The sequence below is a fragment of the Spirochaetales bacterium genome, assembly GCA_016930085.1.
Taxonomy (GTDB): domain Bacteria; phylum Spirochaetota; class Spirochaetia; order SZUA-6; family JAFGRV01; genus JAFGHO01.
The window spans coordinates 1-18244 of the sequence record JAFGHO010000071.1; the positions used below are offsets into that span (position 1 = coordinate 1).

Below are 18244 nucleotides of genomic sequence, written 5' to 3' on the forward strand. Positions count from 1 at the left end.
AGCCGAGATCTTTCGGAGAACTGAAGGTGTTCGCAGATTTTGATGTGTTCCAGGCCGATGTAAAGACGTGCTGGTCTTCAGTCATCACGAATATATCGACATATCCTGTTTTTCTCGATACCGGGTACACCTTTGCGCCTGGTTGCGCGTTAAAGGATCCGATCCGTTTCCATGTGGACCAGGAACCGTCCCACTGCTTGCTGTAGACGCGGCCGTTGAGACCGACGGCGAATACGTGAATTCTGTTCTTGTCGCTGGCGATCGCCGAAACCGTTGCGACCGGCTGTCCGATCGAACCAAGGGACCACCACCCTTTCCATGAACCGTAAGCACGGCCCGAATCCCAGGCGGCCGTCCAGACGTTCCCGTCCGTTCCTACGACAAAGGCGTCAAGTAATGACGAATAGCGAGAGATAAGTGCAGGTTCGGAACCGCACGTTGCAACACCGTTCGCTATCCTCCACCAGCCCTGCCATGCGCCGTTTGACTCGCTGTTGTCCCATGCCGCCGTATAAATACCACCGTCCGAGCCGACAGCCATTACGTTCAATTGTTGCGAACCGCGGACCACGGCAGATACGGAAGAAGCACTCTGGCAGGTAAGAGAACCGATAGTCCACCAGCCGCGGAATCCGGCTGAACCGTCCCGTGCCCTATCCCATGCCGCGGTATAGACGCGGTTGTTCGAGCCGACCGTAAATACGTCAAGTTTTTCAGGGTGGCGGGAAACGATTTTTACATCGGTACCAGGGGCGGTCACGCCATTAGCGATTTGCCACCAGCCCGCCCAGGAGCTTCCGGTTTTTGCGGCGGTGAGGATCTTGCCGTCGCCGTTAACGCGTACGATGTCGATTCTCGAAGAATCACGGGAGACTGCGTCGGTACGGACGATGAAATTCGGGGGATACATCGTGTAGATTGTATTGAGATCGCCGATGGAAAGCCGAACGTTCTGGCGTGAAAAAGTTGTCCCGTCGAGACGTGTGATTGCCGGTTTCGACGTATCATTTTCAAATCCGGTGTAGGACGGGTAGAGCATGATTGACTGCCAGTCGAAATTGTGAAAGTTGAAACCGTCGTAACCGGAAGCAGAATATGTTTTGAAGTTGTGTTCCTTGTTGTCTAGAATGTTGTCGAAATGGATAGTGATGTAATTGTCCCTGTCCGTACGCGACTGTTCGTGGAACAGACCGAGTGCGTGTCCGATCTCGTGAACGGCTGTCCCGACCGAATAACCCGTCGCCAGATGGATCGTCTGTTTTTTACCCGTCATCCCTATGGCGGAGGAGTAGTAGCCATCCGAATCCTTGTTGAAAAAGAAACTGATGTAATTCTTTTCACTGCCGCGCTGCACAAACCTTACACCGAGGCTTCTGTAGTAATCGATTGCCGTGTTGAGGTTGGTCGTGCTTTTGAGACTCGATTCGATGTTAAAATACACCGTACGGTTCGGCCAGAATACGCTGGATTTTGTTCTACCCGCACCCTTAGAGGCGGAAACGTCTTCCGGTTCCAGTACGATATCACCCTGGAAAACACATTTTCCATTGATTTCCTCGTATTCGATTTCCTCGCCGAGATACACGCCTGTTTTGACTGTTCCCTTTTGTCCGGGAAAGGCAAGGGGCATGGCTGCAGTTTCATTACCGTTTTCATCCGTGTCCGGGGCAGTATTGCCCGAATCAAGTGAGCAGCCTGTAAACATTAATGCGATGATGAGTGCCAACATGGCACATGTGGTTGTAATTCGATACATTTTCTATACCTTTCTGTAAGAACCATAAAAATTAGTTGCTACCGGAAACTCCGGCGGATCGAATCGACAGAGTGTCCTTGTACGGATACATACCGCTTCATCTGACTGATGATACAGTCGCCGGCTTGTTTTTACTCTCCGTTTACGATCATGATGATAAAGATAGCACCACATGATATTGCTTCGTATGTTAAAGGCGGTATGGTTTTTTATGCTGTTTGGTATGGAAATGGATGGAAAAGAAATTCAAGAGATGATCGTGCTGTATTAAGGCGATATATTGCCATAAACACAAAGAAATTGCCTTTTATTCCCTGCCGATATGATGTTCCACCGTTATTTCGGGCTTTTCATCAGTTTTAAACTGATTGATTTCCGCGTCCATACTTGAAATACTCTTTTCGTTATTTTTTCCGATCTCAAGCAAATGAATCATCGAGTCTGATATCTGCTTTGCCGTCAGTGCAACTTCTTCTATATTGTTGAGTGTTTGTGTTGAAATACCGGAACCTTGCTGTATGCTGTCATTGATCGAGCGTACGCTTTTGTTTATTTCGGAAGAACCGGTTTTTATCTCCTCTGTAATGGCTATCAGCGAGCCCAAAGCATTGACGATTTCACGGCTTCCGGATAAAAGTTCGTTCATGCTGTAATTTGTCTCCTCCATCGCATCGGCAATTTCGGTGATTCCGCCGGCGAGGATCGAAAACGATTCCCCCGATACCCTGTTCAGTTCGGTTGCCTGGTTGATATCGTCGACGATTTGTTTGAGGGATTCGTTGATTTGACGCGAATAGGTTCTCGTCTGTTCGGAGAGTTTTCTTATCTCCCCCGCAACGACGGCGAATCCCCTTCCGGCACTACCGGCGTGTGCGGCTTCAATGGCGGCGTTCATCGAAAGTAAATCGGTCTGTGCTGCGATTCTGTTGATGATTTTGATCATTTCGAGCATGTGTTCGGTAAATCCGGCGATTTTAGAAACGGATTCCGTTGCTTTCTCCATTTTTTCAAGCCCGTTGTTTGCGGTAACGGAAAGCGTATTCGACAATTTTTTTTTGTCTTCGACGACTTTTGAGATGTTCTGAATCGAAGAGGTCATTTCCTCAATTGAAGACGAAGACTCGGAGACTGCGGCGTATTGATTTTCGATTCTTGATGTGATATTGGACAATGCGGTAACTATCTGTTCGATAGAGGCCGCCGAATTTTGTATTTCTTTATGAAGATTATTGATGATATCCTTGCTGGACTGAAGGGTGTTGGAAATTTCATTGATACTTGACGATGTTTCTGTGGCGATACCCGTAAGGTCGTGGCCGATATTTTTTGTATCGGCTGAAATGGATTTTATGTTGACGATGATTTTTTTTATCGATGAGACAAAGAGATTGAAATTGCCTGCAAGGCGGCCCACCTCGTCGGATGAAGTTATCGAAAGCGATTTTGTCAAATCCCCTTTCCCCTGAGAGAGATTGTACATGAAACGGGTTACCTGTTTTATTGTTTTAACCAGGCTGTTCGAGAAAATTAATGAAATGGTGAGGGCTATAACGAGAAAGACGATAAATATGGCGATACTCAAAAAGATAATCAGGCCGATATTGCCATAAAAAGATTCCAATGAATATCCCAATACAAGGTAGCCGGTTTTTTCGTTTCTGTAGATAACGGGATTTGTAACAATCATTATATTGTCCGCTATGGTACTCGAAGCGCTGTCGGTATCAAGAGTAAAATATTCCCTGTATTCAGCGCCTTCCTTGAGATTGACTCCCCCTAAAATATTGTTGTTTTTATAGACAAGAATGAATTTCATGTTTTCAAGGAGTTTCATTTCAAGGAGTTGCTCAAGCAGTTTGTTCTGCACCTCCCAGGCGACGAGACTCGAGATATTGCTACTCGTCAGGCCGACGATCACCTTAATATGATTGTATTTTTCTTTCAGAGAAAATTGAATGTTGCTATACTGGATAAAAAAGGAAAGAAGTATCGCCACGATGGATATAATGAGAATGACAAAAATGACAATTTTTGCGCGGATCGAAACCATTCGCTTGCTCATATAAAACCCCCTCGGATAGGATATAGATCTCAGGAAATCCGCGTGTCTATAATCTGTCTATATTCAATCCGATGGTAATTGTCCCTATGACTTTACTGGTGTTCGTGCCCTTGACCGGCAGTGATATCTGTACGAGATTCTCCTGAGTACTCTCGTCGTATTCGATCTCATCGATGAATATTTTTCCGTTTCCATTGTTATATGCGATTGTGAACTTATCTTCGTCACCCTGCCAGAAATCGGATGTTTTGTTGCTTAGCGCGACATTGCATCCCTGAATGTCCATGACAAAGATTTCCGAATAGAGCATATCTCCGCTTTTCTGGACCTTTCTGAGAAAATCGGATGCCTCATTATCGAGATACGAACGTATGAAATCAGAGGTTTCTTCGGATTTCCTCCACCGTTCATCCAGTTCATTTATTTTCTCCTGGCTTCTTCCGGCGTTCTCCCTGTTCGATTTTATTATTGTTTCGACAATTATCGAGTTCTCTATCCAGTTGAGGATATCGTCATTGATGAGGACCATTATCTTGTTGGTGATAACGGGACTTGTTATTTTGTTTTCGACTTCATACGGCATCGAGGCATTACCGGTGCTTTCGCTCCCGGAAGTAATCGATGTGGTATTACCGGATTGAGTGCTTTTCCTTTCACACCCCGATAAAACGAACATGATCATTAGGGTCGATAATGTCATCGCAGTAAGCTTCTTCATCATGGTAAATCCTCCTTAAAATGATGTCCCTGTAAAGTTTAGTGGATATGGACTGAAAAAACAATAATTAATACGGTTTATTTCAGGCGGTTTATATGCATCGATAATGGTTTTCGAAAAAAACGAACGCATTGATTGCCGCAAAACACTTCATATCAAAGTGAATGCCATACGTCATGGACATTGAAAAAAACGGGTACTGGAAAACCCGCATGTGCGTGTTTTCCAGTACCCGCAAGATATATTTTTTACCCAAGGCGGTAGCTTTTCGGTTTCACGTTATTTCCAGGTCGTTGTCATGTTTAAACCGTAGAGGCCTCTCCTGACTGTTTTCCCGTCTTTTTTAATGATGCGCATGGATATACACAAGCAGTGATGACGCTATTTCACGCGGCGTATTTACCGCATGGGCCTGTTTCCCGGGGCCCCGATTCCCTAACGGTAGCAGGAATAAAGCCCCAGAATGATTGAATTGATCATGGTTTGCACGGAATCCGCTCTCGAGGTCATGATAATTGGTACCTTCGCCCCAATGAGAATACTCGCCGCATCAGCGTCACCAAAAAAGGTGAGGGATTTGTAGAGAATATCGGCGGAAATAAGATCCTGCGCCACTAGGACGTCGGCATTACCCGCATAAGGGCTTTTAATTCCTTTTCTTTCGGCGGCATCCGCGAACAGCGCATTGTCAAGCGCGAGCGGTCCTTCGACCTTTCCGCCCTTTATTGTTCCGCGTTCCGCCATTTTTGAAAGGCATGCGGCATCGATTGTTTCAGGCATCGAAGGATTGACCGTTTCCACCGGACTGAGAATGGCAACAACGGGTTTTTCGACCCCCATGTTTTTTACAAAATTAATGACGTTCTGTACGATATCCTGTTTTTGTTTCAAATCAGGCACGATGTTCAGGGCCGCATGAATGAGAAAAAGAAACCGTTCGAATTTCCGGTGTTTGAATGCAACGAGTGTCGATAGTATTCGTCCTATGTTGAGATTGTTTTCCTTCATGAGGACTTCCCTTAAAATTTCCCCTGTCTGAATTCCCCCTTTCATGAGAATGTCCGCTTCGCCCCTGGCAACGATTCTTACCGCATTTTTGGCAATGTTCGACTTTTTTAAGGTATGATTAATCTGATAATACACCAGATCTATTTTTACCTGTTTCGCGACTTCCTCGATTTCATCCCTGAAGCCGACCAGAATCGGTTCGATCAGCCCTTCCTGTCTGACAAACTCGACAGCCTGCAGAACATAGGGATCATTTGCCTGACACACGACCAGTTTGAACCTATTTCCAAGATTTTTGATAAACTCGAGTATGTCCTTAAAATCTTTCACTTTCCCCTCCTTAGTTTTATAATCACTTCTGAGTTTTTGTCTACCTGTTTAGATTCCTCTTCATCTGACAGGTCTTCATGGCCTGTCAACCATACCCATTCCTTCTCTTTCCAATGATAGCACTTTGACTATGCGGATTCAATGCTGATTGTGAGAAGATAGTAATTTAGCTCAGATTTTTTTTAATATCATATATTGTTTTTTATCAAACGTAATTCAATCGTAATTCCGGATATTTCCGTTATTGTTCTTTCAGCTATATAGTCATACATAATGTCTACTGTATTGTCAAGCCTTTTAATGAAAATTACGATAAAAAAAACGAATTTCTCCCTATTATGACTATGAGAGAAACCGCTAGTTACCTTATTGTTTTTCAATAAAAGCGGTATGGATTTCACGGGCGGCTCTTTTCCCGGCCCCCATCGCGCTGATGACCGTAGCGGCGCCGGTGACGATATCGCCTCCAGCCCAAACTCGGTCCCTCGACGTTTTACCGGTCTCTTCATCCGCTTCGACGGTACCCCATTTCGTCCGTACCGGTTCATCGGAGTTACTGAAAACGATCGGGTTGGGACGTGTTCCCAGGGCAACGATCACCGTATCGACATCAATGGCGAACTCGGAACCTTCGATTGCCACGGGACGTCTTCTTCCGCTTGCATCGGGTTCTCCGAGTTCCATCCTGATGCAGCGCATTCCCGTTACCCAGCCTTTGTCGTTACCGAGAATTTCGAGGGGATTGACGAGAAAATTGAATCGAACCCCTTCTTCATACGCATTTTCGACTTCCTCCGCCCGTGCGGGCATTTCCGCTTTCGATCTCCGATAAACGATATGAACCTCGGGCGGGGGACAATTGTCGCGTCTGCTTTTTATCATTCCGAGTCGAAGCGCGCATCTGGCCGCATCCATCGCGACATTACCAGCTCCCACAACCGCAATTTTGCGGCCGATTTTGACCGGTGTATCCCATTCGGGGAAAAGATAGCCTTTCATGAGATTTACCCTTGTAAGAAACTCGTTCGCCGAATACACTCCATTCAGATTTTCTCCAGGTATCCGGAGAAAAAGAGGAAGTCCCGCTCCGGTCCCCAGGAAAACAGCATCGAATCCTTCCTTTTTTAAAAGCTCATCGAGGGAGTATATTTTCCCGATGACATAGTTGGTCCTTATTTCAACACCAAGACGCTCGATATATTCGATTTCCTTGCGGACAATCTGTTTCGGAAGACGGAACTCCGGAATTCCGTACACGAGTACACCGCCTGCGACATGAAGCGCCTCGAAAATGACGACGGTATGTCCCCGTTTTGCGCAATCCGCCGCGCAGGTAAGGCCCGCAGGTCCGGAGCCGACAACGGCGATTCTGTATCCTGTTTTTTGCGTATCTTTAATGGCACCGTTATTTTGAGACAGTTCCCAGTCCGCCACATACCTCTCGAGACGTCCTATTGCGACACTCCCTTTCTTTTTCCCCAGAATACAGGTAAGTTCACATTGCGTTTCCTGGGGGCACACCCTGCCGCAGATTGCGGGGAGATTATTCGTACTTTTTATGATACGTGCGGCCTCTTTCAGATCGCCTTTTCTGATTGCCATTATAAATTCAGGGATTGGAACCCCCACCGGACAACCCTCCTTGCATGTCGGTTTTTTACAATTAAGACAGCGTTCCGCCTCTTTTTTAGCCTCTTCTTCATCATACCCGAGGGCAACCTCGAAAAAGTCCCGAATGCGTTCATCCGGTTTTTTCAACCTCATGGGTTGCCTTTCGATCATCATCCGTTCCCTGGCAGTCAATTCATCTGATTTACTCATCTTCCCAGTCCTTTGCACCCTTTCTTTCCACAATAATGGCCGACCGCTTCCTTTTCCTCTTCCAGATAGATGTTCTGCCTGGAAAGGACAAGGTTCCAGTCTACCTCGTGTCCGTCAAACTCCGGGCCGTCGACGCAGGAGAACATTGTCTTTCCCCCGATGTCGATCCGGCACGCACCGCACATCCCCGTGCCGTCAACCATGATTGAATTGAGGCTGACGACAGTCGGCGTGTCAAATTCGTGCGTCGTCGCAGCACAATACTTCATCATAATCGGAGGACCGATCGCCCAGACCCTCTTGATCGTGCCATTGCCGTTTTCGAGCTTCTCTTTCAGCGGAATGGTGACGACTCCCTTTTGACCATAGCTGCCGTCATCGGTACAAACGATGATTTCGTCGGAGATGTCTCTCATCCGGTCTTCCCAGAAAAGAAGCGATTTGTTGCGAGCGCCGATAATCGATATAAGGTAGTTGCCCGCCGCCTTGAGTTCACGTGCAATCGGAAAAAGCGGGGCAATACCGACTCCCCCCCCGACGCAGATTACTTTTCCGTAGTTCCGGATTTCCGAAGCGCAGCCGAGCGGTCCCGTGACACTGACGAGTTTCTCACCGGCTTTCAGGGTGCCTAGATGAATTGTGGTCTTTCCCACTTCCTGAAAGACAAGGGTAATCGTACCGCTGTCTCGGTCATAATCGGCGATGGTAAGCGGTATTCGTTCCCCTTCTTCAGATATCCGCACAATGACGAACTGTCCCGCTTCTGCCTTTCGGGCGATATCCGGGGCGGCGACGATGATTAATTTGGTAGAGTCGGAAAATATTTCCCTTGAGATTATCTCAAACATGCTTTTGATCTCCCTTTATTTATGGAAATAACGGGTAAATAAATGGCGACATTGTATAGTTGAGATTGTTACGCAACCTCGATATGCCGGTCGTTCACTCGAAGCGGTTATCCTCATTGGACCGGTCAAAAATATACTTCAGCCGGAATAAGGCAACCAGTATAAAAGAAATATATCATATCTTTCAATAGTGCGTCAATACCTGGCAAGCTGTTGCCAGATGAATCAATGGGGAAACGGCGTATCGATTGGCGAATCGCCTGAAGGTTTCCTGTTCAGTTTTACGATTTCGATACACTCGCCGATCCACATTTTATATCGTGGCGGGATAGCGTCCTGGTCGAAATTTATAATCAGTGATATAAGTCCCTTTTCCTTGCTTACTTCTTCAGATCGCTCGACCACACCGACCATTTCACCCATTTCCTTGAGCGCGTCGATCTTCATGAGCAGAATGATCCGTTTATTGTAATATTCGGTCGGGGTTCCGTGTATTACGATCTTCGCGCTGAAAATGGAAATTTCGGTGAGAATGCATTTTTTCGCGTTACCGTCCAGAAAGAGAAAGGCTTCGATGGACTGAATTCCCATCCGGGCCTGATTTTTATCCCGGACAACGATGCGTTCGTATATTCGTTTTTCTTTTTCGGTCTGTTTATTTATATACCTCCCGATAATGTCAATGAAATCGTCGGGGGGTTTTGTTAAAAATGAGAGTGTGAAAAAGAAAAGATCCGGTTTGTTTCCCTGATATTTGTTATAGGTGGTTACTTTCGCGTGAATATAAAACGTTATTTCCTTACTTGTATCGGGATGTCTGAATGAAAGCCGCAGGGATACCTTGCTGTTTGCCTTTTTTAGCTGCTCGAAAAAGGCGGTACTTATCTGAATGAGTATTTTCGCATCGATCATCGATGTAATGTAGAGAATACACGGGAAATTATCGTTTACGCATTTAAGCGTCGTTTTTTGGGCGAGGAGAGAGAGATTTTCAATCACATTCGTATTGAAAACAATATACTGATCCTTATAATTGTTATAATACTCTAAAAGCTGTTGCGGCGCATAAGCCATTTAGTACTCCCGGACGTATTTGAGGATTCACTACCATTATAAGAGGTTGTTATACTGTTATCAATAGGGTTTATGGCATGCGTTTCGATTGACATGAGCAAACCGGCCGACGATATGATATTGACATCTCTCTTTTGTATTTTCAGATATGTTTTGGTAAAAATGCCAACTGATTTCCAGCTGGATTTTTACTTATGGCTTGACATTTTCATTATTTTGCCTACAATAGCGTTAATTATATAATCTTACTGTAATATATGCGGTTTCAGGTATTATTGGGGGAACCGGAAACCGGACATGACGAATGGTTTCTATAAAAAGAATCATTTGAATTCGGAAACGGCAGCAAAGATGTGGGTGTTGCTTTTCCTTTTAGTGCGGTTTTCTCACCGGCCTGTATTTGTAAAATAAGATGGTTGTGGGAAATCAGTTTCTTGCTATGACAAGAAAAACGTTGTTTGTCAAGAAATGCGCTAAAACCCGGTGGAAATCGAAAACGTGCTTGTTGTATAAAAAGATAGTATAATACAGAAAAAGTGACGTTGATTCGGTGGAAAGTCCGGGTAAGGGATCATGCAGGAAGAGTTTTGGATAAAAGCAAGCTGAGACAAATAGAAAAAAACCTCCGCAAGGCAATTGATAATGGTAAAGTAATAAGAATCATATCATATGCGATGTCGTCATCTGTTGAAAAAGTCATGGACAGGGTGATTCAATGCCTGCTCGAGAAATACAATAAAGAGGATCTCAAGTCCGTTGTCTATACCTGTATCAAGGAATTGATGATAAATGGAACAAAGGCAAATATAAAGCGGATATTCTTTGAGGAAAACGGACTCGATATTTATAATGAAACCGATTATAAAAAAGGAATCGCGCTTTATAAGGAAGTCATGAAGGAAGAGCTTACTCTCGAATACGGGAAGAGGGCGAAACTCAAGGGCTTGTATGTCAAGGTAAACTTCATTCATTCGGCAGAGGTGCTTAAAATCGAGATCGTCAATAACACGGAAATTACTCCACAGGAAGAAGTACGGTTGCGGGAGAAGTTTGCCAATATCATGAAATACGACGACCTTATGCAGTACTATATGGACTACGGCGATGATACGGAAGGCGCCGGAATGGGGCTTGCCCTTATCATGATTCTTCTCATGGCGGAAGGAATCGATCCGGGATTTTTCCGAGTCGGTATCAGCAATAATGCAACTGTCGCGAAACTCGAAATACCGATTGTCGAAAATTACGAATGCGACAGGGATCGCGATCATGTGATTCGTATACATGATTGATTTGTATGTCGATCTTCGATATACAAATCCTGCTGAAAAACGGGTCAAGAAGACAATTTCTTCTTTTCTAGTTAGATTAGAGAACGAAAAGGGGGACGGGTACATGGATATACAAAACATAAAGAATGCGTCCGAGCAATTGGCACAGGTGCTGATGCTTGCCGCACAGCAAAAAGGGGATATCGCGGGAAAACTGATTCGCATGAATATCGAAACCGCCGTTTTTGTCGATAAACCGGATGATATGGGCCTCATGATCGATCTCTATGCCTGATTTGCATAGGGCGAAAGCGGTTGCGGTGCTTTTCCCATCATGTTACAATGCATTACCATATACATGCTAAAAGAGGACGCGTCATCATGAAGAAAATGTCGAGGCAACTTTGCATCGTTTCGTGTATTGCGGCGGGAGTTCTTTTCCTTCTCCATGGCTGCGGATCGCGGTATAATTTCGATCATGACCCCCCTTATATCAATGCGCGGATGAATGAAGTCTTTCCCGGTTCTATTAAAAACTCGCATAGAACGGAATACAACCTTCCGCTTCCGGAAAACTATATCGGTTATGAGGTCACCTATCTTGACGGGGCGATCGTCATGATCGTGATCAAGGCACCGGATGAAAACGGGGCGGCGAAATATTTCGATCAGGCGGTTTTACCGGCGTTTGCGATGATGCATGAACATCATTACGGTGAGGACGGGAAATGGAGGTATGTGACGGGAAAGGAGAAAGACGGGAGGCACTGGATCGGGTGGTACAACGGTATCTGGGTTTTCGAGCTTAACGGTCTGACTGAAGAATATTTCGATCTTGTTATCAGGGCTTCCCGTTTTATTTCAAGGAAAGAGTGAATACTCACCTCATATCGAGTTTCAATTGGTAAATGATATGGCTTTTTGTCTTTTATTTTATTACATTATATATAACCCATGAATTATTACGCAGGAATTCCATTTTTTGCTTTTCTTTTTGCCGTCGTTTTCTGGGTTTATGTTTTCGCCCGGAAAAAAAAGACACGAATCTATTATTCCTTTTTATTATTTATCGTGCCGTTTGTTTTCTGGAATTTTTTCAAATTCTTAAGCTGGCTTGATTTCCCGGAAAACGTTATCCTCCTTTTCCTTCGGATTAAATTCCTCTTTATTTTGAGTCTCGGGTATTTTATTGTCAATTTTGTCTATGCGTACAGGGACAGAAAAAACGATATCATTTCCATATCTTTGGCCGTTCTCCTTCCCGTCGTTTTTATCGTTACAATGGCCTCCGATCTTGTGGTCGGGGGAGTGAAAGAATATTATTGGGGGACGGACGAGGTTGAGGGTACCCTCTATCTTCCCTTTGTTGTCATTTTTGTCGTTCTTCCCATAATATATGCATTGGCATTTTTTTATCTCAAAGGTCTTGAAAAAAGAAACAAAAACGAATACGATGCGACAGTTGATCGACTCCTGGTTATCGGCGGAGGGATAATACTCACCGGCAGTGTTTTTACCGGAATAGTCCTTCAACAATTATTTCAGATAGTGGATTTACCCGAGACGACTTCGGTATTTACAATTATTCTTGCCCTCATTTTCTATCGTGCGGTAAAAAAATATGATTTTCTCTCCATCGGACCGGAAGATATCGCCGTCAATCTTTTTGACAGTCTGCTGGACTGCGTGATCGTCGTCGATAATAAAGGCAAGCTTCTCCTGTATAACAAAACGGCCGAAGAGCTTTTTCATATAAGGGATAAAGGTGAGAAGTTCGATGTTTTTTCGATTTTGCCGGATTATCGCCATGAACAGGACGATAAAGACAGGGAAGTGACCATTATTATCGAAAATGAACCCCGGTTTTTTCTCCTCTCTCATTCTCATATCAATAAAGCCGGCCATGATTCAGGCAAAATAATTATGCTCAAGGATATCACGGCAAGGAAGAAGGCGCAGAATGCGCTTTCCATGGAAAAAGAGAGGGCTTTTATTACCCTTAATTCAATCGGGGATGCCGTGATCACGATAAACAGGGATTTAAATATCATGTATATGAATCGAATCGCTGAACATCTCCTCGGCTTTTCCATGTCGGAAGCGGCGGGAATTAAGATAACCGACATCCTGAGAATCGTCTCTGAGGTAACGCGGGAACCGGTAAGCAATCCTTTTGTCACGGTACAAAAAAGAATGGAAGTCGTTTCAATCCCGGATCAGCTGGTGCTGATAAACAGGAAGGGACAGGAATACCATATACAAAGCAGTGTCGCGCCGATATTCGATTTCGATGCGGGGTATAGCGGTTATGTAATTGTTCTTCATGATATCAGTGAATCCAAAAACCTGCAAAAACAGATCTCATATCACGCGAGTCACGATGCGCTTACCGGACTTTATAACCGTGTGGAGTTTATTTCCAGACTCGATGAGGCTTTAGAATGTGAAGACTCATCGATCAAGGAACATGTCCTCTTCTATATCGATATCGATAATTTTAAAATAATCAATGATACGGTGGGACATACGGGAGGTGATCAGTTTCTCATACAACTTTCGGCATTGATCAAGCATCTCGTGCGTCAGACCGATACGATCGCGAGGGTGGGTGAAGACGAGTTCGCTATTCTCCTGTTCAACTGTCCCCTCGATCTCAGCCTCACGATTGCGGAAAAAATCTGTAATCATGTGCGGGAAAGCATTTTTGAATATCGCGAGCGGAAGATCACCGTTACGATCAGTATCGGGGTTGTTTCAATCAAACCCGGTACCGGGGATGCGTCATCCTTTCTTATCAAAGCGGACGAGGTGTGCAAGATTGCGAGGGAAAAGGGGGGGGACAGGGTTCATCTGTTCCGGGCCGATGATCTCTATCACATCAAACATCATACCGAACTCGAATGGGTTTCAAAAATCAAGAATGCCCTGGAACAGTCGCGACTTCTCCTCTTTTACCAGCCGATCGCATCATTGAGTGCGGATTCAAAAGGGGGCGACCATTTCGAACTTCTCATCCGTATGGCGGATGAAAACGGCGGGATTATCGCGCCCGCCCAGTTTTTGCCCGCTGCGGAGCGGTACAATTTTATATCCAGAATCGATATGTGGGTGATTGAAAATTTCTTCAAGCATTTCAATAAGTGGTATTGTAAAAATTCTGAAAGACGGCTTCATTGCTGCAGTATCAATCTGTCTGGCGCTTCCCTGAACGATGAAAAAATGCTCGATTTTATCATCAGCCGTATCCGCGAGTATGCCATTCCCCCGGAGCTTTTATGTTTTGAAATAACGGAGACGATCGCGATCGTCAATTTCTCAGAAACCGAACGTTTTATCAATACCCTTAAAAATATGGGGTGCAGTTTTGCCCTGGATGATTTCGGCAACGGGCTTTCCTCGTATAATTATCTGAAACGGCTCGCGGTCGATTACCTGAAAATCGACGGTTCATTCGTTAAAAATATCGTCTCCGATGAAAAAGACTACGCGATCGCGAAAACGATCAATACCCTCGGTCATCATATGGGATTGAAAACAATCGCAGAATATGTGAAGGATAAACAGACCTACGATCTTCTCGTTACCATCGGGGTTGATTTTGTTCAGGGGTATTATATTTCGGTGCCGAAGCCGCTTGTGGAACTCACGTGACCAACATAAGCGGGCAGATTCCTTCTCTGGTGCGGTTTTCGTTATTTTGATAACGGCTATACTTTTTATGTTCCGGTATGTTTTGGTAAAAATGCCACCTGCAAAGCAGGTGGCATTTTTACTATATTCTTTGAAATAAAGGGGAAAATGAAGGAAGATAGAAAAGTAAATGAGTGATTGGTTTTTTTTCTGCAATGTCTGCATAAGAGAAAAAGCGGGAAGAAGTGGCTGATAATCGAGGAGGTGCATGTCACGTCTTTGATGGGAATAATGCCGAACCATCATAGTGAGCAAGTGAAAGCAGTCTTCTGTATGGGATTCGTGACAAAATGATATAAGAAGAGAAGGTAATTGCAGAATTATCTCACCTATTAGGGAAATAGATCAAAAATATGAGGATATCAGCTCTTGAGTTAAAAGTATATCTGATTAACATTGTAGTCATGATAAAAAAACCTTACAGATAAAACATTGTGAAGCCTTCATTATATTAAAAATGGTTTCATTTTTTGAAAAAATATAATGTAAGTGATTTTAATTAAATAGTTCTGAAGGAGGATGCTATGATTAAAAATGAAATTGTCAGGATGTGGGTGAACAGGGTTTTCGCATTTTTGGCAGGGGGATTGACTATTTTCATTATATTGCAATTTACAACAGTCAGTTATATAGAAGGGCAAAATACAAAGCTTAATAAGGAACTTGATCAAATAAAATATGAACCGGGCCGGCTTTTTGAACAAGGTAAAACATATTTCGAGAATAACGACTATAACAACGCTAAAAGAATATTAAATACGTTATTTGAAAAACATCCGATTTCCAAAGAAACGGCTGAAGGTAGAGCACTCTATGTTAAAATAGAAGAAAAGCAAAAAGAAAGAGATAAAAAATGGGATGCAGCAGTTGGGGGAATCCGGAAGGAATGGGCAAAATCGATGGCTATACAATTAAAAGAGAAATTTGAAAGGGAAAGGGAACAATTGGAAAAAGATATGGATTCCAATCTGGATAGGGAATGGGAGAGAATGAAAAACGAAATCAGAAAAGAATGGGAAAAGCAAATATAGGCACAAGAAATGGGAATAATGCGGGTTTTAAGAAAATCACTTGGAATAGATAGTGCTGTCTTTTATAAAGAAACTGTGGATGTGCTTCGGGAAATACGTGGCCGGGATAATTCCGGATGTTATTTATTTTACTGTCATTGATTGATCAGTTAAAACCACATCGAATTATCTCACAATTATTGATAAGGATTGGAAAAAGGACTATCATTGAGTGGCGTGCAGAATGAGTCCGGCCGCAACGACAGAAACTAGTTTTATTCTGTGACCAACTGCCTGTCTCATCAAATTAAAAAAGAAGATATGATTGAATGAGCCCGCAAGGAGAGACGGATTGTAATGAAAAAAACAACTAACATACGCAAAATTGCGTTCCTCGGCGATTATCTTCCCAGAAAGTGCGGTATAGCGACATACACAACAGATTTGCGTAATGCGGTTGCACTGGAGTTTCCGACCACCCAATGCCTTGTCATTCCGGTCAATGACATCGAAGGCGGCTATGCGTATCCGCCGGAGGTACGGTTTGAGATCACGGAACAGGACTTGCCGTCCTATCTGCGCGCGGCGGATTTCCTTAACATCACAGATGTGGATGTTCTCTGTGTTGAACACGAGTTTGGTATATATGGTGGGTTGGAGGGCAGTTACCTGCTGGCATTGCTGCACGAGCTGCAAATGCCTATCGTTACCACGCTCCATACAATACTACGTGAACCAAATCCTGAGCAGCTGCGCGTGATGTGTGAATTAATACGGCTTTCCACGAGGCTTTTGGCTATGACTGAAAAAGGCCGGGAGTTTTTGCTCGATGTCTATCAAGTATCCTCAGACAAGATAGACCTTATTCCGCACGGTATCCCCGACATGCCATTTGCCGATCCCAATTATTTTAAGGATGAGTTTGGCGTTGCAGGCAGGCAGGTATTACTTACCTTCGGGCTCCTTTCACCTAACAAGGGTATCGAGTACGTCCTGCGTGCGCTGCCGGATATCATCACTGAGTTTCCCAACACGGTTTTCATAGTGGTAGGCCAGACACACCCGAATATTCTGCGACATGAGAGTGAGTTTTACCGGTTAAGCCTCGAGCGTATGGCCAAGGCCCTTGGAGTTCAGAAGCATGTTGTATTCTTCAATCGTTTTGTCGAGTTGGAGGAGCTTATACGATTTATCGGTGCGACTGATATTTACCTTACACCCTACCTGACTGAAACACAGATAACCTCGGGCACGCTTGCCTATGCCTTCGGCTCCGGTAATGCTGTTGTATCCACACCCTACTGGCACGCTGCAGAACTGCTGGCCGACGGCCGTGGTAAACTGGTACCGTTTCGTGATGCAGCAGCAATAGCGCATGCTGTAATCGATCTGCTGCACGACGAGCCGTTGCGACATTCGATGCGTAAAAATGCCTATCAGAAAGGCCGTGAGATGGTATGGAGCCGTGTGGCGCAACTTTATGTGAAATCCTTCCACCAGGCAGGTCAGGATCACAGCTTCGTGGGTCGGAAATCATCACCCATCAAGACCCTTGATGAGCAGCCGGATCAGCTGCCCATGCTGAAACTCGACCATCTGTATCGAATGAGTGATTCGGCCGGAATATTTCAGCATGCCAGTTTTACGGTTCCGAATTTTGCCGAAGGCTATTGCACGGACGATAATGCGCGTGCATTGTTGCTGACGCTGAAACTTCAGCAGTCGGGGCATCGTTCGCTTCGTATCAATGATTTGGCCGCATCCTATGCTGCATTTTTAAACTACGCCTTTGACAGGAAGAGCCACCGGTTCCGCAATTTTATGAGCTTCGACCGTCGCTGGCTTCAGGAAACCGGTTCGGAAGATTGCCATGGTCATGCCTTGTGGGCGTTGGGGCTCTGTATGGGGCATGAAGACCACGGCAGTTACCACATGCTGGCTGCAGAACTTTTCGAGCAAGCCCTTCCCGTTGCATCCGGATTCACTTCACCACGCGCGTGGGCGTTCACGCTTATCGGTATTGACGAGTACCTCGGGCGGCTGAGTGGCGACCGGCGTGCGAACCAGATTCGTGAATCACTTTCAGCGAAACTGATGCAACGCTATGCCGATAGCGCGACCGAACACTGGCAATGGTTTGAAGACGTTGTTTCCTACGCGAATGCCAAGCTGTCGCATGCGCTGATACTTAGCGGCCGCAGGATGAACGATGATATGATGCTTGAAACCGGTCTCAAAACATTACGCTGGCTGGTAAAGGTTCAAACATCTGATACCGGTTCGTTCCGGCCTATCGGTTCAAACGGATTTTTCAGGAGAGGACAGGAACGGGCATTGTTCGACCAGCAACCGATAGAGGCCCAGGTCACGGTATCAGCGTGCATCGAGGCATATTATGCAACAGCTGATTTGTCCTGGGCTGTGGAAGCACGACGGGCTTTCGAATGGTTCCTGGGACGGAACGATCTGGGATTGGCGCTTTATGACTCATGTACAGGAGGCTGCCGGGACGGTCTGCATGTCGACCGGTTGAGTCAAAACCAGGGTTCCGAGTCGACGCTCGCTTTCCTGCTGTCATTGGAGGAAATGCAGACACTCCAGAGCAGACTCATCAGCTTCAAGGAACCGCAGGGTGAATCGTGATGGACAAAGCGTT

The 18244-nt window shown here is 45.0% G+C and carries 13 protein-coding genes; 6 read left to right on the forward strand and 7 right to left on the reverse strand.

From position 1 onward, the window contains the following. The 7 genes from JW881_13000 to JW881_13030 all read right to left on the reverse strand — a co-directional run. Window positions 1–1756, reverse strand: a 1756-nt coding sequence (locus JW881_13000; GenBank protein MBN1698425.1) for a hypothetical protein, incomplete at its 3' end; no start/stop codon positions are given. A gap of 307 nt (window positions 1757–2063) precedes the next feature. After that, on the reverse strand, window positions 2064–3818 hold the full coding sequence (locus JW881_13005) for a HAMP domain-containing protein (protein MBN1698426.1): 1755 nt from the start codon (window positions 3816–3818) through the stop codon (window positions 2064–2066). A 46-nt stretch (window positions 3819–3864) separates the two neighbouring features. Further along, window positions 3865–4539, reverse strand: a complete 675-nt coding sequence (locus tag JW881_13010) for a PDC sensor domain-containing protein (GenBank protein ID MBN1698427.1) — start codon at window positions 4537–4539, stop codon at window positions 3865–3867. A 432-nt stretch (window positions 4540–4971) separates the two neighbouring features. Then, the gene (locus JW881_13015) at window positions 4972–5874 is read right to left on the reverse strand and encodes a bifunctional enoyl-CoA hydratase/phosphate acetyltransferase (protein MBN1698428.1); all 903 of its coding nucleotides are present in this window, start codon (window positions 5872–5874) and stop codon (window positions 4972–4974) included. 366 nt (window positions 5875–6240) lie between these two features. Next, window positions 6241–7695, reverse strand: coding sequence for an NADPH-dependent glutamate synthase (gltA, locus tag JW881_13020; protein MBN1698429.1), 1455 nt, complete (start codon window positions 7693–7695; stop codon window positions 6241–6243). Beyond that, complete coding sequence (locus JW881_13025; GenBank protein ID MBN1698430.1) at window positions 7692–8543, reverse strand: sulfide/dihydroorotate dehydrogenase-like FAD/NAD-binding protein; 852 nt, start codon at window positions 8541–8543, stop codon at window positions 7692–7694. The genes gltA and JW881_13025 overlap by 4 nt, the downstream gene beginning before the upstream one ends. Window positions 8544–8768: 225 nt before the next feature. Further along, window positions 8769–9617, reverse strand: coding sequence for a hypothetical protein (locus tag JW881_13030; protein ID MBN1698431.1), 849 nt, complete (start codon window positions 9615–9617; stop codon window positions 8769–8771). Between the two features lie 587 nt (window positions 9618–10204). Between JW881_13030 and JW881_13035 the strand changes: the two genes are divergently transcribed. The 6 genes from JW881_13035 to JW881_13060 all read left to right on the forward strand — a co-directional run bounded on the left by JW881_13035 (window position 10205) and on the right by JW881_13060 (window position 18231). Beyond that, entirely contained in the window at window positions 10205–10909 is a 705-nt protein-coding gene (locus JW881_13035) for a hypothetical protein (protein MBN1698432.1), read from the forward strand. Between the two features lie 103 nt (window positions 10910–11012). Beyond that, a complete protein-coding gene (locus JW881_13040; protein ID MBN1698433.1) occupies window positions 11013–11183 on the forward strand; it encodes a hypothetical protein in 171 nt (56 codons plus the stop codon). A gap of 86 nt (window positions 11184–11269) precedes the next feature. Continuing rightward, the gene (locus tag JW881_13045) at window positions 11270–11764 is read left to right on the forward strand and encodes a hypothetical protein (protein ID MBN1698434.1); all 495 of its coding nucleotides are present in this window, start codon (window positions 11270–11272) and stop codon (window positions 11762–11764) included. Between the two features lie 78 nt (window positions 11765–11842). Next, complete coding sequence (locus tag JW881_13050; protein MBN1698435.1) at window positions 11843–14539, forward strand: EAL domain-containing protein; 2697 nt, start codon at window positions 11843–11845, stop codon at window positions 14537–14539. A 563-nt stretch (window positions 14540–15102) separates the two neighbouring features. Then, complete coding sequence (locus tag JW881_13055; GenBank protein MBN1698436.1) at window positions 15103–15609, forward strand: hypothetical protein; 507 nt, start codon at window positions 15103–15105, stop codon at window positions 15607–15609. A gap of 336 nt (window positions 15610–15945) precedes the next feature. Next, the gene (locus JW881_13060) at window positions 15946–18231 is read left to right on the forward strand and encodes a glycosyltransferase family 4 protein (GenBank protein ID MBN1698437.1); all 2286 of its coding nucleotides are present in this window, start codon (window positions 15946–15948) and stop codon (window positions 18229–18231) included. Window positions 18232–18244: the final 13 nt, after the last annotated feature.